The following is a 20,606-nucleotide window of genomic DNA, read 5'->3' as shown; positions in this document are numbered from 1 at the left end:
GATCGACTAATTTTATTTTTTGTTAGCAGTAACGCAGCTTCTGGCAGATTGAACAACGATATCGGGCAAAGCTCAAAAGTGTTCGGTCGTACGGTCTGGCTCGGTGCGATTGATGGCCGTCAATTTGAACGCAAATCGAGTCCGATGAGATCGAACTGTAAACCCTGGCTGGAGTGTGGCGAGCCCCGAGTCGTGGCGTCGTCAACAATGATTAACGATAAAGCAGTGAGCGATCACCGGTTCTAATGCACACGCGGCGCCGCGAAAGTGGCAGCGAGGGAGCTACCGTTTCGCTGGGCTTATAGGGATACTGAGATGCCGTGCACGCGCGGCGGGTGGCGGGGGCGATGGGATGTCGCGTCCCGCCAGATGCCCCTTTATGTTCGTCACCTGATGCTACTGTCACGGCGTCTGGAATCAAGAATGCCTTTACAACAAGCCTCACAGCTCGTGGTTAAATTGCTTTTTGACTAGCAGGCACCAGACACGAGGGGCAGATGGGCAAGGATTACGAATTGGGGGTCGCCGAGATGGGCACGGACGCCAGTGGCCGCGAGCCAGTTGTAAACGTACCGCCTGCGGATGCGAATGAGCAGGCTCAAGCGATTGCAGAGCACTGGCGCGGTGCCTGGAGCGATCTTAGTCGCACGGAGGCCGTTGTCGCGCAAGGCCCGAGCTTTGTCCTGTGGCGTTTTGAAAAAAACGGCTTCGAGAGCCCCGGTACCTTTTTCCCTGCCGAAGCGATTGACCAGACGATCCCGCACGCGGGGATGCGCGAAGCGTTGCGTGAACATCTTGCTGAGACCAACCATGCAAGCCACTTGGTGGCCGTCATTGTTTTAAAAGGGGGCGTTGGAGCTGCGATGTCGGTGATTCCAAAGACGGCTATCTGCAAGTCGCAAGCTTGGTTTGAAATGACCAAGATTCGGAAGGCTTCGATTTCTGACAAGGTCTGGATTCCGCTGCGTGCTGGCCATACTCTGACGTCAGAGGGGGACTACGGCTATGAAGGCTATCTTGAAGAGTACTTTGGCGTTGGCTCGGTCATGTTCGACCTCCAGCATCGCGACGAAATATCCAAACTGGGTTGGGGCGACATTGGTGGAAACACCTTTGCCGGCGGTGAAGAATCGCATCGTGTATGGCCGAAAGAGAATGCCCACGACACGTCACAAAGTCCGAGTCCAACTCCCACTGAGCAGGGGAAATCGGTCGCAAGCTTCCGTGTGCCATTCACAGACCTGAACTTGTCCCTAAGCACTCGCCCAGCCAAATCTGCAGCTCCTCTCGAACCAGTGGCTCCAACGGAGCCTACCTTCGTCAAAACCTACTATTGGGCGGGTGACTGGGCCAGTCATCACTCTGATGCAGTAGGCACTGGATTGGTTATTGAGCAGAACTTCGATGGTGCGGCGCCGAATGAGTGGCACCTGCATCAGGATTTCGTGATCTCGCTGGGCCTTCAGCGCGAAGGCGACGTCTGGTTGCGACCAGTCGAGGGTTTCTTGGAGGTCGTGAGGCTCAAGCGTGATGAGCAGGGTAAGCCTGTGCTCCTGGAGGCTCGCACTGAGCACCTCCGTGATTACTTGAAGGCCCGGGGCATGTACCTACTGCTCGCCAGCTTCCGAAGTCGCACTCAGACTGTGTCGGATGCGTCCCATATCGACTGGGCTTCGGGATTCGTCCAGGAGGAAAAGGATGGAAGGGAGTGGGAAGGGATCAATTCTGAAATTCATGAAGGCGGCAAGCCGTATGGCTCCTCAACAGGTGTCTTCCATGTCTCGCGTACAGATGTCGATGCTGACGACGACGTGCCGAAGATCGGTTTACCCGACGACGACTCTGTTGTGTCCAAATCCTGGTCAATCCAGCACGAGGGGAGAAAGCTCCATTCCCTGAGTGGTTCGCTTTGGATGGCAGAGGTTGTTGAGCCCGGGCGTGTGAGCGAAAGGGTAAAGGGCGAAGCGCCGCTGACCAAGGTGGACTTCGCTATTAATGGCTCTGGCGAGCGTGTCAGCGGGGATGAGCTCGCATCCACAGGTGGTTGGCTGTGGTTCCGCCCGAGCGTTACAGCTCTTTTAGGCAGCTACCGGGGCTCCTTCTTGCGGTGGTACACCCGGGACACCGGCGCCATTGGGATCTCAAGCGGGGATAGCGTCCATTTCGGTCTGAACGCCCTAGGCTTTATCAATGTGTATGCCAAGGACATTGGGCAGCTTCCACCATGGCAGCAGCGTGTCTGGGCCGGTGCAAATGTGGTTCCCGACGGTGGCGTTTCAGAGGAGCTGTTAGCGTCACAGGCCAAGGCTTCCCCTGCCGACACGAAAGCGCCTGAGGCGCAGTTGCGCCCTGCTTATGACGAGGTCAATGCCACGTTTGAGAAAGCCAGTGGAAAGCCGCTTTTCTCCCCACACCACGCGACTGATGACATTTTTAAACGTGTACACCGGTTCCGGGCCTTGGAGAAGACTGGGGTACTTGAGCTTGCTAAAGATCTAGCGAGGCTGACGGTTGAATCTCTTGATGGGGATGCGTTGACCGCGATGGGGGCCCAATCTGGAAAAACGAATTCAGGGTCTATAAAGCATTTGGAAGCTGGCTTGATGAAGCGAGGAGCGACCTTGGATGAAGCGAGGGCGCTGACTAAGGTGTTGGTGGGAATCAATCAGCTGAGGCAAGCCGACGCACATTTACCGTCCTCAGGATTTGCCGAAGCGTTTGATCTTGTAGGTGTCGATCAGCAGTCCGATCCAGTGGTACAAGGGCGCCAAATGCTTGAGTTGCTGGTCGACTCTCTGGTGGGGATGACAAAGGTCTTTTCCCAGCCCGCCGTCAAAAGCAAGTGACTAAAGCCTGAGAGGTTGGCCGGGGAGAGCCCTGAAGCAAAACAACTAGGTGGTGCGATCACTCCCCAGGCGCGTCAGATTGCTGTGGAGCAGGCCCGTTGGGTGGATGTCCTGGCAGGGTAAGCGCTGCGCCGGACATTCAAATGCTAGAGTTTTCTCAAGTACCTGCCGACGGACTTCCAGTCGCCACCTGGTCGTGGGGCTCCCACAGGGCATTTGGGCCGCACATGTAGTACAAGCTGTGACATTGACTCACAACATGTGGTGCGTGTAACATTCTCGTACGGCTTCCTGATCATCATGATTTTCAGGAAGGGCTACTACGAGATCGATAGCTCCATTCATGGAGCGACGGGATCGCTTCTCAAGGGCTGTAGCAACGCCCAAGCGCTGATTGGTATGGAGTTCTACCCTTCAGACGACGTTGCCAACAGTTTGGAACCCAGAGCATATGATAGACACTAAGATACCCGCCACACTCTGTGGCGGGGTATCGCTTTCAGCCTGGGATTTTTATGGACGAATTGCAACTCATCACTCGAATCATTATCGAGCTGATTTCGAATTCTTCTGGCGAGCTCAGTGCTCGTCTCAAACAACGTCTCAATGCCACACTCATATCGCAGGGCCACCCAGGTCTTGATGAGAAGAAGTACGGCTGCCGTAAATTCGCTGATTTCCTGAAGGGCCCGCTTGGCGAGTATGTAAAGCTCGAATGGCCTGAGGGCTCCGGCGACGTGCGAGTCACGCTGAAGCGTGATGTCGCTCCGACTCGTCAGAAACTTGTCAGTAGGGAGAGCCGGGCGAAGGTTGACCGACCCACAGCCTTGCGCAGTGATGTCTGGCAAGCGTTTACGAACCCAGACACCAGCCGTAAGCGGTTTTACAACCTGGTTACCAATCGGGTCATCCATTTCGTGGAGGGCGTTGACCATGAATATCATCTGCTCGTTGACAGCAAACCAGCAGACTTCGTAGAAATTATTCAAATTCCGGTCGATGCACATCGAGCGTGGATGAGTGAATTTCTGGAGCTGGCAGCGGTTACACCTGGCGAGCTCGTGCCCCTGCAGGCGCTGGTAAATTCGACGTATAGCAGCGACGTGAACGCGGCCTTCACCAAAGCTTTAGGTGACCGAGAACTGCAGTGGCGCCAAATGCGCACGCTCAAGATCAGCGAAAGGATCCAGGCGTGGGCAGTCGAACACAATATCAATCCTGACAACCTGAGCATTCAGCCGGCAGCCACCAGTGCGCCTGTTGTTGAGCGCCCAGCGACACCATCAGGCAGCATCCTCAGCCCTCGTCAACAGGCCATTCGCCTGTTGGAGTTGATGAGTGACGAAGAAATCCTGAAGTCTGCCATTCCCGTACTGCTTAACAGCGTGCTGAGCAAATCCAAGTTCTGACGCATGTGAGCAGTGATGAGACAAGTCTTCCTAATCGGCGTGCCGAAGCAGTTGCGAAGAAGGATCGAAAGCGCCCTAGAAGGTCGTGGTATCTCTCCGAGCACGATCATCACTGACCTGGATCGAGTCGGTAGACTCCAGCTGATGCCGAAGCCTGAGGTGGCTGTCACGTTGCTGAGGCAGTACTACGAACCCCTGGAAGGTGGATTCGAGAACGCTGAGGTCTACGTTCTGCCATATGCCCCTATGCCTGGTGATATCGAGACTGAGCTTGAGGCAATGGTTGACATGGGCGCGCGGGTGTACGACTTCGAAATGGAAGTCGATGGCTGGCCTTACCTCCATAGTCCCCGCCCTAAAGTAACCGAGCCGTTCCTAGACGCGTTGTTTGACGCTCTCATGTGCGCGCTGGTAGACGAGGTAGCCCCAGAACCTCCGCTCTCGCAGCACGTCTCAAAGGCAGTTGCATCTAGCCCGCGACTTGTCCTGATTGGTGATGCCATAGCGCTTTGCGATGAACTCCCGGATTACCGCCACGGGTTTGTCACTACGGCGATGGAAGCCTTCGTCGAATTAGTGGCAGGCAACGGATGCGGTGTAGGGCTAGATGAGTTCTTCAAAACCCGAAACCTCCACTTCGCCAAGACCGGCGGGATCCAGACCAAGCTTGAAATCAGCGTGAACAGCAAGGTCATCCGGGATGAGGTGCACCATATTCATCTGAAGAGTGGTGATCGCACATCGCCGCAAGCGGCAGCCAGGATCTATTTTCAGATGCTCACTCACGAGCAATTGCTCTGGATTTTCCTTCTCTATGTTGGCCCGCACCCAGACACCAACATCACCCGCAAGATCGACCTGGCGATAGCGCCCGCCTGAGGCTGAACTTACCGGTGCGGCTGACTCCGATTTAGAGTCCAGACCGAACCCCCCGTGAGCTGTCAGCCTTGGGCATAAGGCTTCGCCGTTGCAATGCCAGAGCCGGAGCTACCACATTCGAGCGAGGATTCGTGCCCGCTCCGACGAGCACTGTTCAGATCGACAAATGACTCAAATGCCTGGCTTGCGCGGCGGGGCCTCGATAAATTTCTCCCTGTGCCTGCGTGATCCTTGCTCCTCACCCTTGAAATGCGAGTATCCCCAGAGTTTGCCTCTGTCGCGATAGATCATGTCGCCACCCGAACGGGGGTAGATGGCGACCCAGCCATTGCAGTCTGGCGACGGACAGATCCGATAACGACCAGATTGTTTCATCGGTGCCTCACACGATGGGCAGCCGCTCTCTGACGCGATGACCGTGGCCTTGTTCGCTCGAATGTTCAATGACAGGCTGCCACGAGCATTAGATCTGCAGTTCGCGGCCTATCTGGGGCTTTGACTAAATTGCCCCGGTGGATGGTTCAGAGCCGATCATCTCCCGAGTAGGCAATGGCTGAGGAGATGGTATCGGCGCTGGGAACAATGACCAGGTGGGCGAGGCTATGGGAAGACGACGTGGTCAACTTCTATCGTCTTACAAACCGCTTTGAGCTGGGCGCCTTGCTTCTTGGCCCAATCTGGCTCGATGCTGAATCCGTAGGCTATTTTCCCGCTGACATGGTTGATCAGCCCCTGAAGCGATTGAAATCCACGATGTTTGGCATGAGTCATCGCGTCAATCTCAGGGTGGGCCAAGTAGTAGAGGTGATCGCTGACATACTTTTTGTAGATTTTCGGCAGTCGGGGCTTCTCGCCATCTACCAACAGCCCCAGCACAACCTTGCGGGCACCTGGGGGGGTGATCCTCGTTTTAGCCTTGTTCAGCCAGAACCCTTCCTCGACGAGGCACTCGTTGATCGACTGGATGTGCTGGATTGCCTCTGAACGGTCAAACGCGTTTCTGGAAGAAAACACTAGGTCGTCAGCGTACCGCGAGTACACCAGTTCATTTTCCGTCGCGTAAGCCTGCAGATTCTCATCCAGCGACTGCATGACCAAATTCGCGATTCTAGGCGAGGTGGCAGCACCTTGTGGTAGATGGCCAATGCGGGCGTCAGCATGGTATGGGAGCCCGGCGGGAAGTGTTTTGTTGCCAAATCTGCGATCTGGGTTGCCGCTGGCTCGGATGCGGGTACAGAGCCTGGAAAGCTCGAATGCCACCAGCGGTTGGTATCCGAATGATCTGAAGAGCTCGTAGACCCGTGGCTCCAAGATCGACTCGAAAAAATTAGTGAGATCGAGCTTGATCAGCCACTCAGCCCTGCAATGAAGTGCCGCTGCCTCTAGTACCCCATGGCGGTTGTCATAGGCGTAGCTTGCTTCGTGAGGCTCGACCTTGGAGAGGATGTGAACGTTGATCCACCTCTGTATACGGAGTAAGTCCTCACTGGGTGCGCATATCCACCGGAACCGATCCAGGCTGTGTCCCGCATTCGGCTTCCTAAGCTTGAAGACGTTGTACGCTTCTGTCTTGTAAGTGCGGCTGATCGTTCGATGTAAAAAAGGGTAGGGAACGCCTGTCAGATGGGAGAGGTGGTTCAGGGTGAGGAGAGGCGGGCAGCCATGTTTCATCTGATTTGCCGTCTTCACGGCATTTTTCAGAATGTCCTCAGGCACGCCTGATTTACGGCCTGCTTTCAAATAGGGCTGAGAGCTCCAGCGATTCATCTACCTTTAGATTCCGCCCTGGCGGATGGAAGCCTTCTGGCGCCAGACTTCGATAGCGAACACCATGAAGGCTGCCGCCCTCCAGTAGGCGTGAGATCGTTCGACGGTAAGCATAGTTTGCTCCCAATAACGCCCCGCGCAACGCGCGGGATACTAGATTCCGCTACTGCGGAGCCCTCAGCTGCGTTGGATAATACGGAGCGAAGGGATAAGGGGCTACAAAAAATTTCCTTCCTTGCCGACGCAGGAAGCGAATGGCTTTATACCCAGCAAGCGTCAAGGCCCCTGTCTCCGTAATCCAGCCCTGTTTGATGGCGCGATTTTTGGCGCTGATGAGCGAGTCTAATGAAATTGGTAGCACTCGGCGCAGCTCTGCAACTCGCCGCTTCCCTTGTGAGTGAGAGAGCAGGATGATGATCGCGGATTTGTTCTGGTCGCTGGCCCGTTGAAAACGGGGTGATTCTAAGATTTCGGGCATGTTCAGCTGATTTAGTGCGTTATCGATCAGGTTGGTAATGTCGACCTGAGTGGACTGCCAGAGTCCTTCCGTAACACGCTTTGGAAAAAGTGGAGCCCATTTTTTGGAGCCTCTGTTCTTTTCCGAAACAAAGATGGCTGGCATGTTGTTTGGCGCACCGTGCTCGAAGGCCAGGAGGGCTGCGGTGTTTTTCCAGCCCAATGGGTTGGCGCTGTGTGCTCCATACTTCTTGCACAGCTCTACCATTTCATCCAAGTCTGAATCAAAGCTGTTGTGCAGAGTAGGGCACTCTGTCACGACGTGGACTTTGGGAGAAAACCTGTGGCCGCACACATGTTTGATGCCCTGCTCGGTACCGCTGTACGCCATGACCCAAAAGTTAACAAATTTCCCCGAGTGCCAGCTTCTAATGGAGGCCACGTTCCACATGGCGTCGAGCATCTTTGAGGCTCGGTCTCCACTGCCGATGAAATCAGTCAGGATAACGAAATTCCTAACCTTTGAATTTCTGACATTATCCGCAGCTGGCTGAAGCAAAAAACGCTTGGGGTTGGAGCGGCATAGCGTGTTGGCTATGAATGCTACTAGGCCTTCGCTTCCTACGTCTTGTGTAGTGTATGTGAGCGACTGGACGGCTTGCATCGCCGCACCATAAGCCCGTATGTGTTTCTTTTTTGATCTGGGATTATAGGTCTTGATTTGCTTGTAGGTAGGTGGCGGGAGTTTGGCTGTAGTGGGTTGTAATTCGCGTTCAATGAAGAGGGCTGAAGTAGACTTTAGCGGAAGTTCGCCTTTAACTAACTTGGTCAGGCTGTTCTTGAATTCACTGAGGGGGCAGTAGTTAATTGAATCGAGTAGCTTTTCTGCCAGTTGTCGGTCGGCAGGCGTGTTATCGAACTGGCTGAGCCAAAGCTTGGTTTTTTCCTGTTCCTTCAATGGCAGCATAGTACTTATCCCTACATTCATTCGGCAGCAACGTGTCGGATCGCTCTTCTGCCTCCCCCTCAATGCTAATGGATACGCAGAGTCTCGAAGTGAACAGATGGTTGCTCTTGGATGCGAACATTTCAAAGCCGCCACAGGCATAGCATAACGAGATCAGGTGGCTTTTGCAGCGCAGGAGCGCTTCAGGTGCTACGTAATAATGGGGCAGAGCGTCGTGGAAGGTTGTGCCACTTAAAAAAGGGCTAGGCAGCTTGGGACTGCGACAAAAGCGAGGCATGTTGAGCGGACGGTAACTGGGGTATCTACCCGATGAACCAGCCAAGAAAACATGACATTTGTCTCTACGAATTTTTTTTGTGCCAAAGCCGCCCGACTGTTGATTTCGGTAGTCCCAAAATCTCTGTCACCTCTGCTTGGCTACGTCCTTCTTTCCTCAGCGCCTGGACTGCTTCCCATTTTTTCTCCGCTGCCACGGATTGCGGATGAGCGAGCTTCTCGGGCTGAGCAGGGAGTGAGGCATCGAGCAGCTCGATAGCGTTCAATTCCTCCATGGCTAATAGAAGAACGTCTCTGGCGGTTTTCTGGTCTTTGGCGGCGTGAACGAGCGTTAGCAAAGAAACAGGATGCAGATTGAGCGCTTGTGCAAGCTCTTGGCTGACCTCAAGCGTTGCTGACGTTTTGACCGCTTCAAGCTGGCTTACGTGCGATTGCGTTACTGCCATAGCAATGTCGTGCTGCGTCAGACCCAGCCGAGCCCTTAGCAACTGTAATACTGCCGCATACGCGTTGCGAAGCAACATCCTGACTCCCCTCAAAGCAGGACGGTATGCCGCGATTGCGTAGGCCCATACAAATCTATATATTTACTTGGATGGGACTTGGCCTTAACGGGTTTTTGTTTCAGCAGCGCGATCCCGCTGCAAGACGTAGACCTGTCTCAATGATTCGGGGAAAACGGATCTGGACACGACTCGTAGACTCTCAGCCGGAGCCGCTACCTCATACAAACAATAGCTATGTATTGCCAAAATGTTTGAGCTAGATCTCTGCCAACGTCGGTCGATTCGACGCACCGCAAAACCAGGAAACCTGCACCATGTTTATTTCAGATGAGTCTTGTATGGTCGGGCTACCGGGCTTCCCTGGGCCTGGCCGCACGGCTTGGCGGATGATCGAGCGAGACCCCGAGGATTTCTGGTATCACGTTCGCTTTCGCATTTGTGAAGGAGCAAGGGTGCGGTTCAAAAAATTGATGCCATCAGACCCTTCGATGCTGACACACCTACTCTCGCAGCGGAGTCCAGAGCACAAGATTGAGGTGGTTCAGGTTGTGACTCCCCCTTGCATGAATGGGGGTTCTTTAGAACGTATGGAAAAGTTGATCAGTGCGATCGTCGGCTACGACGTAAACGGTGAGTGCGTACTTCTTCATAAAGTCGATAGCGGAGCAATCTACAGCAGCTCTCCGGATGTGACCGACGCAGGCTTGCTCAGCAATATTCGAATGATTTACGACGCCACGACTGCCGCCGGGAAGCATTTCCATAGCACCAACTATCAGACCCCGACCACAGTGGCGCTCTGATAGGGACAAGTGAACCCTGCCACGACAATGGCACTGGATGGTTAATCCATGAAGATCCAAATTTTTTCAGATTTGCACCTCGGCTTCGCTCGATTCGAGCCCACCCCTAGCCACGCGGACGTCGTCATTCTCGCTGGTGACATTGATATCAAATCGCGCGGCGTGGTTTGGGCGAACGACACATTCCAGTGCCCGGTGATCTACGTCTGCGGAAACCATGAGTACTACGGCGGCCACATTGATCACACGCTGCGAAAAATGAAAGAGGCGGCTGCTGCTCACGTCCACGTCCTCGAAAACGAAGTATTGATCATCAACCAAACTAGGTTTTTGGTCACGACTGCATGGACGGATTACTCGTCGACCGGAGATGTCGTTGCCGCGAAACGAGTCGCTTGGGACTGGATGAACGATTTCACCGTGATCAGAACCGATGAAAATTTCCGACGTTTGCGTCCTGATGACTTGATCGCTAAATCACAGGCGGCGTGCGCCTGGCTTACTGGGGAACTGGAAAAGCCCTTCGCCGGTAAAACTGTTGTCGTCACGCACCATGCCCCTGCGCTGGAATACGTGAGTGGGGATTTTCCAGCGCACCTCATTGCTGCGTACGCAAACAATTGGCCTGAGCTTCTGGAGAAGGCCGATCTTTGGGTGTACGGGCATACCCATATCGCTGCGGATTTCGTTAAACGAGGATGCCGAGTAGTGTCGAATCCTCGCGGATACCCGACCGAAGAGACCGGTTTCGATCAGGATTTTTTGCTCGAGATTTGATGAGTGGAGATACAGCGATAAACCTCTGCTATCTGAATTTTTCCCTACGTTCTAGCGCTGGGATGAACCCCATTTGTGCGATCTAAACCTAAATCGATCGAGAAATTCACATGGTTACGTTAGAAGAGATTTCCCAGCTCCTTTACGGCGCAGGGAAGGAGGTGCCTGGCTGGCAGGGCACCCAGGACGAGCTGATCGCATTGGCCGCAAACGCCTTCCCAGGCAAAGCATTCTGTGTAGTAAAGCAATGGATTTTGATCGACCTCACAGTGACGCCCGATGAAAAGGAAAAGCTTACGGCCCTCGGCCTGCTCCCCGCGACGCTTTTCGCTCACGAAGTCGTCCTAGACAGTAAAGGCCGCTTCCAGCCACAAATGTGGGTTCGCAGCAATTTCGGTGTGTCTTTCACTGAAGGCTGCATGTTTGAAACCAAGAGTACGGTCTACCTCCTGCTGGGATCGGGCCTAAGAAAAAATGCCAGCATAGGTGCTGCTTTTTCCATGAAAGCGGATTGAGCAATGACTGGCGCAAAATACTACTTGAGTCATTTTTTTGGAGCTTTGGCCGGATGCCAGAAATCATCGAAGTCGAATTTCATAGTAAGTATCTCAGTGACTTCCAAATGAGTCGCCTTGTACAAGCGAGTCTCCGAAAATACACAGTACCCATAACGGCATTTATCAGCGATGCAGTGATCATCGATGATAGGTGTCTTGGCGTGTCCTTCGATCACCTTCAGCAAGACGATGCGTACCGAACATTCAATGGCGGGATCATCCGCACAGAAAAAATTCAGAGGGCGTGGAAAGAGGGACGTTTCTGGCTTTTGGAAACGCGGGAAGGACATTACATCATTGGTAGCTTCAAACGCGGGGGTGGGCGACGTAGTTTTCTTGAATTGCTTCGGTCGGGTGAACGCCTCGCATCTGATCCAAGCTTGAATGCTTGATCTCTATGGATGCGGAGACATGACAGCATGGCAATGGACGCTGGGCGGCTACTCGAGCTAAGAACAATTTCGATGAGTTGCTCGAAAAGGTAATCACGACTCGTAAACCGATTTTCATCGATGGTGAGCGAAGGAGCGCTGTGCTGATCTCGATCGAACAGTGGAACGCCATCCAGGACAAGCTCAGACCGCGCGTCCCGTCAGACCTCTGAACAACCGCTTGCTAAGCCTCTTACGGTTTTAGTCTGCTGCGCTCCGAGTTAGCCATGCGGAGCGCTTCAACTGCCTCTATCTTGTGATGCCCAGTTTGCCGTTGGACGAATTCACAGCTCGCTTTGGCTCAGTAACCGTATTCGTTCAGCAGTTTCTGCAAAAACTCACGCCGCCTTTGGACGATACTCAAAATGAGATAGTCGCGGTCGGTGTCTCTCGTCGACAAATGCCCTGCGTCCACAAGGCCATAGATGTAGCCCTCGGCCTTACCTCTTGCTTCGAGCAACGCCTCATTAGATGTGCTTTTGTAGATGTCTTCAGCGATGAGCTGCCACCGCTTCATTTGACGCCGTCCAACCGGGTCGTCCGAAAATTTTGGTGCGTTGATCAGTGTGTTGAAATCGTTAGGTGCGCAGGCTGTGCTCAAGGTGGATTCTCAGAACAGTGATGTCTGTGCCGAGGCTATCATGCGCACACTAAATCGTTTGTTGCTGGCGCGTTTATGGCTAAACCACCTTCCTGATTGAGCGCACAGCACAGCTAGGCGCTTACGCGAAGAGGCGACTGCATTACTGCCGGTGACACATCGAAAATCAGTCAGGATTCAGCCCTCATCACCTTCTGGCCAACCTCCAGATATTGCTCTAGACAAATCCATCGGTCGCAATTTTCCTCACCCAAGATTGACCGCAAGCGCGCTTCGACGTTAACTGTATGTATATACAGTTTATGTTAAGGCATCCTTCATGAGCGTCACCATCCTCGGCCCATTGGCAGAAGGGGGAGTCCAGCTCCCGTTTTACTCGTTCAAAGTCCCTGCGGGATTCCCATCGCCGGCTGCGGATCACCTTGAGCAGCACATTTCTATCGACGAGCTCCTGGACATCCGAGCGCCGCATATCTACTTGGTGCGCATCGAGGGCAGTAGTATGGAAGGGGCTGGGATCTTTGACGGCGACATGGCTGTGGTTGATCGCTCCATTACAGCCGAGCACGGGCACATCGTCATTGCGGCTGTGAATTGCGAACCGGTGTGCAAACGACTGTGCAAGCGTGGGCCCAATATCATCCTGATGTCTGAGAATGCAGGCTATCCGCCGCGATACATCCTCGAAGGTGATGAACTGATCATCTGGGGTGTGGTGACGTTCAGTGTGCGCGCTCATGATCCAAAAGCCTGAGCCCGTATTTGCTCTCATCGACTGCAACAGCTTCTATGCAAGCTGCGAGCGGGTGTTCCGTCCTGACTTGGCCAAGACCCCCATCGTGGTGCTGTCGAACAATGACGGCTGCGTGATCGCGCGCAGCGCGGATAGCAAGCCGTTCGTAAAAATGGGCGAGCCGTACTTTCAGATCAAGCACCAACTCAAGCAGCACGGCGTCGTGGCGTTCTCGTCGAACTATGCGCTGTATGGCGACATGAGCGAGCGCGTGATGAGCGTGATCGAGTCGCTAGTACCGGCTGTTGAGGTCTACAGCATCGATGAAGCGTTCGCGGATTTGGCAGGTGTGCCAGGTGATCTCGAGGCGCTCGGTCGGCGAATTCGGGCACAGGTGTATCGAAGTACCGGCATCCCGGTCGGTGTCGGTATTGCCGGTACGAAAACGTTAAGCAAACTCGCCAATCACGCGGCCAAAAAATGGCAGGCGCAAAGCGGTGGAGTGGTCGACCTTCGTAATCAAATCAAGCGCGACTGGGTACTCAAGAAATGCTCGGTCTCGGACGTATGGGGTGTCGGACGCAAGATGACTCTTCACTTGGAAGGTATGGGCATTAAGTCAGCTTGGGATCTCTCAAAAACCGATCCCTGGACGTTGCGCAAGAAATTCAGCGTAGTGATTGAGAAGACGGCACGGGAGCTCGCGGGTACGCCATGCCTTGAGCTCGATGAACCTGACCCACCGAAGCAAGAGATCTGCTGTAGTCGGATGTTCGGAAAGCGTCTCACCGAGATTGCTCCGATCAAAGAAGCCGTTGCCACCTACATGATACGAGCTACGGAGAAACTCCGGGCCCAGCAATCGTTGTGCAAGAAAATTCGGGTGAGTATACGAACCGGCATGTTCAATCCAGAGGAAGCGAAGTACGCCAATGGTGTACTGGTTGAACTGCCTTATCCCACCGACGATGTGCGATTGATGACAAAGGCAGCCGTGGACGCTGTTGATCGGGTCTTCCGACCTGGATTCAAATACAGCAAAGCTGAAGTGCTTTTGCTCAATTTTTGCCAAAAAGGCGAGTACACCGAAGATCTCTTTTCGATCTCTCAGCCAGTGGCAACCGAGAAAGTGATGGGTGTATTGGATGCCATTAATGGCCGTTGGGGCAGGGGGACGATGCGTCTTGCGAGTGTGCCTACCGACCCAGATTGGGGGATGCGTCGGGAGATGATGAGTCAGAGCTTCACGACTCGGGTAGATCAGCTTTGGACTGTGTATTGCCGGTAGTCCATATCCCCTGTTGGCTTCGTCCGATTGCGTTGGCTTAATTATTCGAAATTATGTCTCAGCAATAATTATCGCTTGGCCATAATTTTGAGGCGTATAGCGGTCAGCTTGCGGGAGGGCTTGCGGCACTCAATGAGGTGTACCAGTGAGCGTAGGGCGAATTTGCGACCTGATGCCTATTGAGGTCTGGACTCCCATCGTCCCACCAAACAGGCCCGCGCTCACCGAGCGCCACCTTCGCCGTTTGGACGCGCGCCCTGGCCAACTTCAGCTGCCCAAGAGCGCCAGCAGTTTTCGCTGCCTTTACCTCACGTCGCGCAGCCATCAGCTCGTCAACAAAGCGCTGCTGGTCATCTTTATTCAGTGAAGGGTTGGTGCAAACGTCACAGCTGTACTTTTACTACAAAGTAGTGACCGTCAGGTGTCGTCGGATAGATTTCGGAAATGCCCGGTTATTTGAAGCGTCGAGGTTTGGCTCGTACTGAACCGCTACCGGCCACCAGAACGGTTCTGGTGGCAGCGCTTGGGGCGTCTCACAGAGGCATCAAAGCCTGTTAGCGCCTAACAGATGATTCAGTGAGGTGCTTAGCAGCTAAGGCTATGCAAGACCGACAAACGAAAGAATAACGAGGGCGATCACAATTGCACCGACGATGTAGATAATATTGTTCATGAAAACCACCTCTCTATCTCAACAGGATGCGACACCAAGGTGCCTATTACGAATGACACCTACGCCTCTAGTTCTGTTCCGCAAACCAGTCTCAGAGTCGACGCCCTCGCCACAACGTTTGCCTGTGTGAAATCATGTCTTCGATTTACTGAGCAAAGCAAAATACGCCTACTTCATGCAAATCGGAGTTTTTGGTGTAACGTTAGAATAACAATCACAGAGAGATTCCCATGTCCAAGCTCGCAGAGTTCCGCCAGCTCGAAAAACACCTAGCAGAACAGCTTCAAGCACTCGAAGCCCTCAAAGGGGACGCTGGCTTGAAGGCTGAAATCGAATTCGAAACAAAGCTCCGTGCCTTGTTGGCGAAGTATGGCTTCAGCTTAAAAGACATCGTCAACCTACTTGATCCAAAGGTAGGTCGTCGCGCACCCGCTGCTGAATCGAAGAGCAGCTCTCGCAAGCCTCGCCAGGTGAAGGTCTACAAAAATCCGCAGACCGGCGAAGTCGTCGAAACCAAAGGTGGCAACCACAAAACCCTGAAAGAGTGGAAAGCGAAATATGGTGCCGACAAGGTTGAGTCCTGGCTGACTAAGTGATTTTTGGTTTGAGTACAAAAGGGCCCTTTGAGGGCCTTTTTCACTGGTTAAAAAATTGTGCCGCCAGCAACGCTATGTGCCGCAGCAGATCTGTTCTTCACAGCTTACCGTTACCGAGTCCAAGCAAATGGTAATAAGGTTAGACGGCTCAGTCTGGATCAATTTGCTGCATGTGCATTTCAGACATTCGTTCGCCGTGCACCTTTGCTTGAAGGAGATCAGCCATGACCAAACGACAAGAACCGCATCACGGCTTTTCCGATGACCCTCAAAAAGTCAAAGAGGCGGGGCGAAAAATCGAGCCTAATGCCAATGTTGCAACTGACAAGGCCGAGAAAGCTCGAATCGGAGGGCAACATAGCCATGGCGGGACGCGCGGAGAACGGTGATAAACCGCTGACCTGCTGACATCCCTACGTCAGCAGGTCGGTACCCTCATAAAGCAGTGGAGACAACGAACCAGAGCAGGATCACCGAGATCAGTTGAATGAGCATAACGTCGGTGAGGGGCTGACGGATGAGCGCGTCAACAGGGAAGAGGAATCGGCGGGTGGCGACCAGGGCATGGAACTTTCATGGCGCTATCCTGACACTCTCTCGTTAGGTGACATGCCATGTCGTGTTTCTTATGCAGTTCTCATACCTAGCAGTTATAGCTGCCCCAACCGGGAGCTGGCCTTTCTGCTCCTGCAGCAGAAATTCAGTTTGGCTGTTCTGATGCCGTACACTGATGATCGACGATTAATAGTGAATCCGACCTGGACTTTTCTCCATGAGTCCATTGTCACTATGACCTACGTCGACCCAGAGTGGCGCTTCCAGGAAACCAAAGGCGATTCTTCCAGATTCGCGCTCAGATTGTCAGTACATACCATTATTTGGCCTGATGATTACTGCACCAAATCACCGACAGCAAGAACATGGGGCGCATTTTTGAGGTACCACGCACGTTGGCTGGTGACAAGGTCGCGGGCGCTTTTAAGCACTGGTTCGGACATAGAGGCATAACTCGCCTCCCTTTGGTTAACGCGTTGTACTTGGCTGTTAATAACTTTGTAGAGTGCCCAGCCTTTGCTTTCCATGCATAGACGAGTGCCGTCATTGATGATTTGCGCTTCGGAGTAGCCCAGTGAGCGTAGGACTTGCACACCTTGGCCATTCTTCTGGTAACTGGCGACCTGAAACTGAACACAGGCGTTCAGACTTTCGCTGAACTGAGCGGCTGAAGACTTGTTGTCCAGTGCTTTGAAATAGACGTTGCCATCTTTGAAGTCCATATCCGCTCGGTCGGACACAACGCTTTGCCCGGTGCTCAGATAACTATTATGTGGTGTCGAGGGCGAGGCACAGCCATTGAGCTGGCTGGCGACGAGGGCAAACGTAAATAGGGAAGGGGCAATACGCATCGAGACGTCCTTGAGCAGTTTCATGAGTGAATCCATATCGCACATAGAACCGGGCACTTGGTAGGTTAAAAAGGCCAGCGGCACAAAGATCTATGTTGACACAACGCCGATAAATAGCGAAAAGCAGTGCCATTTTTTGATCCTGATTGCCGTATCAAGCAGATTTGGCACCGCGCTATAAGCCAGTCACCTCTCTTGCAGATCAACCTGCACATGCCGATTGCCTCTCTCCTCCCTCTGCTACGCTTTCTTTACGAGCGAAATCAAAGCGATACCTATCGAGCTCACTCCCTGGACATTAGAGGTCGCAGATAATGAAGGGTTGGCTAATTGGCGGCACTATTTGCATGGCGGTTATCGGTGCCTTCATTTATGGGGTAAGCGCGTGGGAAGCCATCGAGAACCAGAAACGGGACGCACTGTGCAGCGTTGCGCGGCAGCATGTGGAAGTTCTGGAAACCCGAGCGAGAGCGATGGCCGCTGGATTGTCTGTGGAGGCGTACGCTGAAGCCGAGGACGCTGAAGTGGCTGCACTCATTTATGCCCTCGATGCTGCCACTACTGATGCCGAAGTCGACGCTGTCATAGAGGCGCACGCTGCCATGATAGAAACACAGATCACCGCTCGTGCTGCCGAAGTAGATGCTCGGGGCGATCAACTATTTCTTGAGCAGCGGCTCATCAAGCAGCGGATACCCACCGATTTTAAGCAGGAAATCAAGCGCGCCGAAAAGGCGGTAAGGGTTGTTTGTAGTTAGCGCTCAGACTGTACTAACTCTCAACTCTCAACTCTCAACTCTCAACTCTCAACTCTCAACTCTCAACTCTCAACTCTCACACGAATTCCCACGTAACATCGGTTTATACCTAGCGCTGCCACTCGCAGACGCATCTGCTTTGCTTCAGCTGCATTGAACGATCCTTCGGGCCTATAGGCCCGGCTACCAACGGCCGAAGCAAATTTGCAAGCACCATCGTCGAACATTTGCATCGAAATCCAGCACCTGCACAGCACCATCAAACCAGATAAACCCGAAGAACCGTTCGTTAGAAGCGCTGATGCTTAGTGGTGAGTTAATTGGATGGGTAGCGCGGAGCTGTAACGAGTTCAAGGTCTTGCCTTAGCCCGAGCTGGGCGTTGAGATCCGATCAGCCACGCTGCGAGCACCGTCACCGTCACCGTCACCGCCATTGCAGGCCATTGAACCCAAGCCAAAATCCCCTCCCAACACGTTTCCATGTGCTGAATGCTAAGTGCCGCGTTATGCAATCGGGCTTTGATAGCCGGGTAGGGCGTTCGATTTTCCCAATATATAGCAAGGGTGAAGCTGGCCATTAGGATGTGTTGTGACAACCACAGATATCAATAACCAGCCTTCCCGCAGTTTCAGGTTTGCTTCGTTGGCCGATAACGCTTCCATTACTTGGGTTGTCTCGGTCATATGCATTTCGTGACTCTCGAATTCTAGGTTCAACCATTAGGTGCCGAGCAAGGATATGGGTTCCTTTATTAATGCTTCGTCACCCTGGAGCATTCGCGGTGGTGCGGGGTCTGATTCATGATTGAGATCATGGCTTGAAGGAATCACCAGGTGAACAAAACCATCAGCGCACAAGACTTGCAGATCGACCTTAGAGGTGCGAACGAAGCTGCTCTATTCAAATGGCTGGTTGCCAGTTTTCTGATGGGTAAAAGAATTCAGGGTGCAATTGCCGCCAATGCATACAAGGTCGTCGTCGAGCAGCATCAGCGAGACACACCGCAAAAGCTCGCGCACTGCACCCACCGCCAATTGGTCGTAATGCTTGGCCAGGCTCATTACGTGCGTTACGACGAGACCACCGCGTCGCGATTGCTCGCATTGGCAAGCAAGCTGAACAATGAATACGCCGGCAAGGTGAGCAACATCGTGGAAGCCAGCGCTGATCGTCAGGCATTCGAAAAACGCCTGTCTGAATTTGAAGGGATAGGGCCGAAGACTATCGAGATTTTTATGCGGGAAGCAGCCGCTTTGCTGTTCTAAACACCCAGAAACTGTTCACCTACATGAATCGGAGGCCTTATCCACCACTGCCATCTCAGCTACGTGCAGCAAGGGGAAACCATGACAACGCACAAACTGACCATTAAAGACTTGCAGTTGAACGTTTCAATCTGCGGTCAAGGCTCGCCGCTGCTCTTGCTCAATGGCCTCGGTGGTTTGATCCGTACCTTCGATCCCCTGCGCGATGAACTTGAGGACTACACGACTATTACGTTGGACGTACCAGGAGTCGGTAAATCGCAAATGCCCCGCTGGCCGATGCGTCTGCCGCGTCATGCTGACTTGATCGCCGAGATGCTCAAGCAATTGGGAATCGACCAGATCGATGTGTTTGGCGTGAGTTGGGGCGGTGCATTGGCGCAAGAATTCGCCCTGCGGCACCCGAGAATGGTGCGACGGCTGATCCTCGCGGCGACTTCGGCCGGCCCGGTGGTGCTGGTGAAACCCGCCGACATCGTGGATTTTTTTGACAGAAGCAAAAGCACCAAACTGCGCAAGAAAGAAGGCTCGCGTAATTCGATACAGTCACTGCTGCGTTTCGGTGTGGTGAAAGGCATGCTCACCGTTAATCCGCGAACCTATTACCACCAGCTCGCAGCCTTGGTCGGCTGGACAAGCCTGCTGCGGCTCTTCCATCTGCGCCACCGCACGTTGATCCTCACAGGCGACCGCGACACCCTGGTGCGGCTGTACAACGCGCATATCCTGCGCCGCAACATTCGCCGTGCCGAATTGCATGTTCTACAGGGCGAGGGGCATTTTTTCGTGGTGACTAGCGCCAAGCAAACTGCCAAATTGATACGCGAATTCCTCTGCCATCAGCACGGTGATGAAGAGAAGGCGCCGATGATCGCCAACGGCATGTTCGTGCCACACCTCCTGCAACCCAAAAAGAGTTGATCGCTGTTGCCTGCTAATGAGTTTGTCCTGTCGTGCAAGCGCGCTATAAGGCCGTTGAAAACGTAGGCGTGGCAGGGCAAAGCATTTCAAAAAAATGAACGGCTTTCGGACACGCTCGCCTAATTGTTAGCTTGTGGACAATCCCACAGCCAATGTGCCAATACCGGCATGCTCCGAGAGGTGGTTAACGTGGCCAAAGACGATAAGAAAAGCAAAGGTGATGCTTCGAAAGCCAGCAAGGAATTGAAAGACAAAAAGTCATCACCGGCAAAGAAATCAGCTGCGGCCTCGGCTCTTTCGAAATCTTCCGAAAAGAAAGACAAGAAAAAAGATGCCGAGCCTAAGAAATCTGCAAAAAAAGCTGATAGCAAGCCAGAAAAGGCGAAGAAATTAGAGAAGGCAGAGAAGTCGGCGAAAAAGAAAAAGTGAGATCTGCTGTCTGCTAGGGCTTTACGCCCTAGCTTTCTCAGACTGTGTTGCCTTCGATTAAGCCAAGGTCAAACCTCTTGCTGCGAAGCTAGAGCGTCGACAACCGTCGCTCTTTCGGGCGTGATCCCGGCTGGCAGAAGCGATAGTTTCGGTTGTGAGGCAATGTAGCAATTCGATCCACTACAAAGGCTTTTAGAAGGTATGCGTCCGGGCATCCCGTCTTGCGTAACTAAACCGGTTGCCACCTATGCGGCAGCAGCT

Annotated in this window: 21 protein-coding genes and 2 pseudogenes; 16 read left to right on the top strand and 7 right to left on the bottom strand. The window is 53.3% G+C overall.

All coding sequences use genetic code 11. The features are described 5' to 3' along the window. The first annotated feature begins 497 nt into the window (after nucleotides 1-497). From KVG95_RS28385 to KVG95_RS28375, 3 genes are all read left to right on the top strand, one after another. Entirely contained in the window at nucleotides 498-2,846 is a 2,349-nt protein-coding gene (locus KVG95_RS28385; RefSeq protein ID WP_217858803.1) for a hypothetical protein, read from the top strand. Between the two features lie 515 nt (nucleotides 2,847-3,361). Next, the gene (locus KVG95_RS28380) at nucleotides 3,362-4,255 is read left to right on the top strand and encodes an LOTUS domain-containing protein (protein WP_217858802.1); all 894 of its coding nucleotides are present in this window, start codon (nucleotides 3,362-3,364) and stop codon (nucleotides 4,253-4,255) included. A gap of 15 nt (nucleotides 4,256-4,270) precedes the next feature. Next, the gene (locus KVG95_RS28375; RefSeq protein WP_217858801.1) at nucleotides 4,271-5,134 is read left to right on the top strand and encodes a hypothetical protein; all 864 of its coding nucleotides are present in this window, start codon (nucleotides 4,271-4,273) and stop codon (nucleotides 5,132-5,134) included. A gap of 600 nt (nucleotides 5,135-5,734) precedes the next feature. Here the strand turns inward: KVG95_RS28375 and KVG95_RS28370 are convergent. The 3 genes from KVG95_RS28370 to KVG95_RS28360 all read right to left on the bottom strand — a co-directional run bounded on the left by KVG95_RS28370 (nucleotide 5,735) and on the right by KVG95_RS28360 (nucleotide 9,124). Further along, nucleotides 5,735-6,901 (bottom strand): reverse transcriptase family protein, encoded by a 1,167-nt coding sequence (locus KVG95_RS28370; protein WP_217858800.1) that lies wholly within the window; start codon nucleotides 6,899-6,901, stop codon nucleotides 5,735-5,737. 163 nt (nucleotides 6,902-7,064) lie between these two features. Beyond that, nucleotides 7,065-8,324, bottom strand: coding sequence for a phosphoribosyltransferase-like protein (locus KVG95_RS28365; protein ID WP_217858799.1), 1,260 nt, complete (start codon nucleotides 8,322-8,324; stop codon nucleotides 7,065-7,067). A gap of 341 nt (nucleotides 8,325-8,665) precedes the next feature. Next, on the bottom strand, nucleotides 8,666-9,124 hold the full coding sequence (locus KVG95_RS28360; protein ID WP_217858798.1) for a helix-turn-helix domain-containing protein: 459 nt from the start codon (nucleotides 9,122-9,124) through the stop codon (nucleotides 8,666-8,668). A 296-nt stretch (nucleotides 9,125-9,420) separates the two neighbouring features. Here KVG95_RS28360 and KVG95_RS28355 point away from each other — a divergent pair, with 296 nt between their 5' ends. The 5 genes and pseudogenes from KVG95_RS28355 to KVG95_RS30270 all read left to right on the top strand — a co-directional run. Beyond that, a complete protein-coding gene (locus tag KVG95_RS28355; protein WP_217858792.1) occupies nucleotides 9,421-9,909 on the top strand; it encodes a hypothetical protein in 489 nt (162 codons plus the stop codon). A gap of 48 nt (nucleotides 9,910-9,957) precedes the next feature. Next, nucleotides 9,958-10,686, top strand: a complete 729-nt coding sequence (locus tag KVG95_RS28350) for a metallophosphoesterase family protein (protein ID WP_217858784.1) — start codon at nucleotides 9,958-9,960, stop codon at nucleotides 10,684-10,686. Nucleotides 10,687-10,796: 110 nt separating this feature from the next. Further along, on the top strand, nucleotides 10,797-11,201 hold the full coding sequence (locus tag KVG95_RS28345; RefSeq protein WP_217858783.1) for a DUF6957 family protein: 405 nt from the start codon (nucleotides 10,797-10,799) through the stop codon (nucleotides 11,199-11,201). After that, nucleotides 11,198-11,635: a hypothetical protein gene (locus KVG95_RS28340; protein WP_217858782.1), complete on the top strand. Its 438-nt coding sequence runs from the start codon at nucleotides 11,198-11,200 to the stop codon at nucleotides 11,633-11,635. Before KVG95_RS28345 ends, KVG95_RS28340 begins: the two co-directional genes overlap by 4 nt. Before the next feature lie 53 nt (nucleotides 11,636-11,688). Further along, a pseudogene (locus tag KVG95_RS30270) lies at nucleotides 11,689-11,847 on the top strand (type II toxin-antitoxin system prevent-host-death family antitoxin); the annotation flags it as partial. 128 nt (nucleotides 11,848-11,975) lie between these two features. On the opposite strand, the gene KVG95_RS28330 reads toward KVG95_RS30270, so the two are convergent. Further along, the gene (locus KVG95_RS28330) at nucleotides 11,976-12,275 is read right to left on the bottom strand and encodes a hypothetical protein (RefSeq protein WP_217858779.1); all 300 of its coding nucleotides are present in this window, start codon (nucleotides 12,273-12,275) and stop codon (nucleotides 11,976-11,978) included. A gap of 319 nt (nucleotides 12,276-12,594) precedes the next feature. Between KVG95_RS28330 and KVG95_RS28325 the strand changes: the two genes are divergently transcribed. Both KVG95_RS28325 and umuC read left to right on the top strand, forming a co-directional pair. After that, on the top strand, nucleotides 12,595-13,029 hold the full coding sequence (locus tag KVG95_RS28325; RefSeq protein WP_217858776.1) for a LexA family protein: 435 nt from the start codon (nucleotides 12,595-12,597) through the stop codon (nucleotides 13,027-13,029). After that, a complete protein-coding gene (gene umuC / locus KVG95_RS28320; protein ID WP_367616799.1) occupies nucleotides 13,016-14,296 on the top strand; it encodes a translesion error-prone DNA polymerase V subunit UmuC in 1,281 nt (426 codons plus the stop codon). Before KVG95_RS28325 ends, umuC begins: the two co-directional genes overlap by 14 nt. Nucleotides 14,297-14,399: 103 nt before the next feature. Here umuC and KVG95_RS29970 read toward each other — a convergent pair. Beyond that, nucleotides 14,400-14,733 (bottom strand): annotated as a pseudogene (locus KVG95_RS29970) (hypothetical protein). A gap of 466 nt (nucleotides 14,734-15,199) precedes the next feature. Between KVG95_RS29970 and KVG95_RS28315 the strand changes: the two are divergent. Together KVG95_RS28315 and KVG95_RS28310 are read left to right on the top strand one after the other, a co-directional pair. Further along, the gene (locus KVG95_RS28315) at nucleotides 15,200-15,565 is read left to right on the top strand and encodes a histone-like nucleoid-structuring protein, MvaT/MvaU family (RefSeq protein WP_217858773.1); all 366 of its coding nucleotides are present in this window, start codon (nucleotides 15,200-15,202) and stop codon (nucleotides 15,563-15,565) included. A gap of 224 nt (nucleotides 15,566-15,789) precedes the next feature. Further along, nucleotides 15,790-15,954 (top strand): general stress protein, encoded by a 165-nt coding sequence (locus KVG95_RS28310; protein ID WP_217858772.1) that lies wholly within the window; start codon nucleotides 15,790-15,792, stop codon nucleotides 15,952-15,954. Nucleotides 15,955-16,455: 501 nt separating this feature from the next. On the opposite strand, the gene KVG95_RS28305 is transcribed toward KVG95_RS28310, so the two are convergent. Further along, nucleotides 16,456-16,995, bottom strand: coding sequence for a hypothetical protein (locus KVG95_RS28305; RefSeq protein ID WP_217858770.1), 540 nt, complete (start codon nucleotides 16,993-16,995; stop codon nucleotides 16,456-16,458). A gap of 290 nt (nucleotides 16,996-17,285) precedes the next feature. On the opposite strand from KVG95_RS28305, the gene KVG95_RS28300 reads away from it, so the two are divergent. Further along, nucleotides 17,286-17,729 carry a hypothetical protein gene (locus tag KVG95_RS28300; RefSeq protein WP_217858768.1) on the top strand — a complete coding sequence of 148 codons (444 nt, stop codon included), beginning with the start codon at nucleotides 17,286-17,288 and terminating at the stop codon, nucleotides 17,727-17,729. 504 nt (nucleotides 17,730-18,233) lie between these two features. Here the strand turns inward: KVG95_RS28300 and KVG95_RS28295 are convergent. Then, nucleotides 18,234-18,413, bottom strand: a complete 180-nt coding sequence (locus tag KVG95_RS28295) for a hypothetical protein (protein ID WP_217858767.1) — start codon at nucleotides 18,411-18,413, stop codon at nucleotides 18,234-18,236. Nucleotides 18,414-18,563: 150 nt separating this feature from the next. Here KVG95_RS28295 and KVG95_RS28290 point away from each other — a divergent pair, with 150 nt between their 5' ends. The 3 genes from KVG95_RS28290 to KVG95_RS28280 all read left to right on the top strand — a co-directional run bounded on the left by KVG95_RS28290 (nucleotide 18,564) and on the right by KVG95_RS28280 (nucleotide 20,345). Beyond that, nucleotides 18,564-18,995, top strand: a complete 432-nt coding sequence (locus tag KVG95_RS28290) for a DNA methylase (protein ID WP_217858765.1) — start codon at nucleotides 18,564-18,566, stop codon at nucleotides 18,993-18,995. An 81-nt stretch (nucleotides 18,996-19,076) separates the two neighbouring features. Continuing rightward, nucleotides 19,077-19,916 carry an alpha/beta fold hydrolase gene (locus KVG95_RS28285; RefSeq protein WP_217858764.1) on the top strand — a complete coding sequence of 280 codons (840 nt, stop codon included), beginning with the start codon at nucleotides 19,077-19,079 and terminating at the stop codon, nucleotides 19,914-19,916. A gap of 180 nt (nucleotides 19,917-20,096) precedes the next feature. Then, nucleotides 20,097-20,345, top strand: a complete 249-nt coding sequence (locus KVG95_RS28280; RefSeq protein ID WP_217858829.1) for a hypothetical protein — start codon at nucleotides 20,097-20,099, stop codon at nucleotides 20,343-20,345. Nucleotides 20,346-20,606 lie beyond the last annotated feature (261 nt).

This window comes from Pseudomonas farris, assembly GCF_019145235.1.
Lineage (GTDB): Bacteria > Pseudomonadota > Gammaproteobacteria > Pseudomonadales > Pseudomonadaceae > Aquipseudomonas > Aquipseudomonas farris.
Note: the sequence above shows the minus strand (reverse complement) of the source record. Positions and strands in the feature narration are given on the sequence as shown.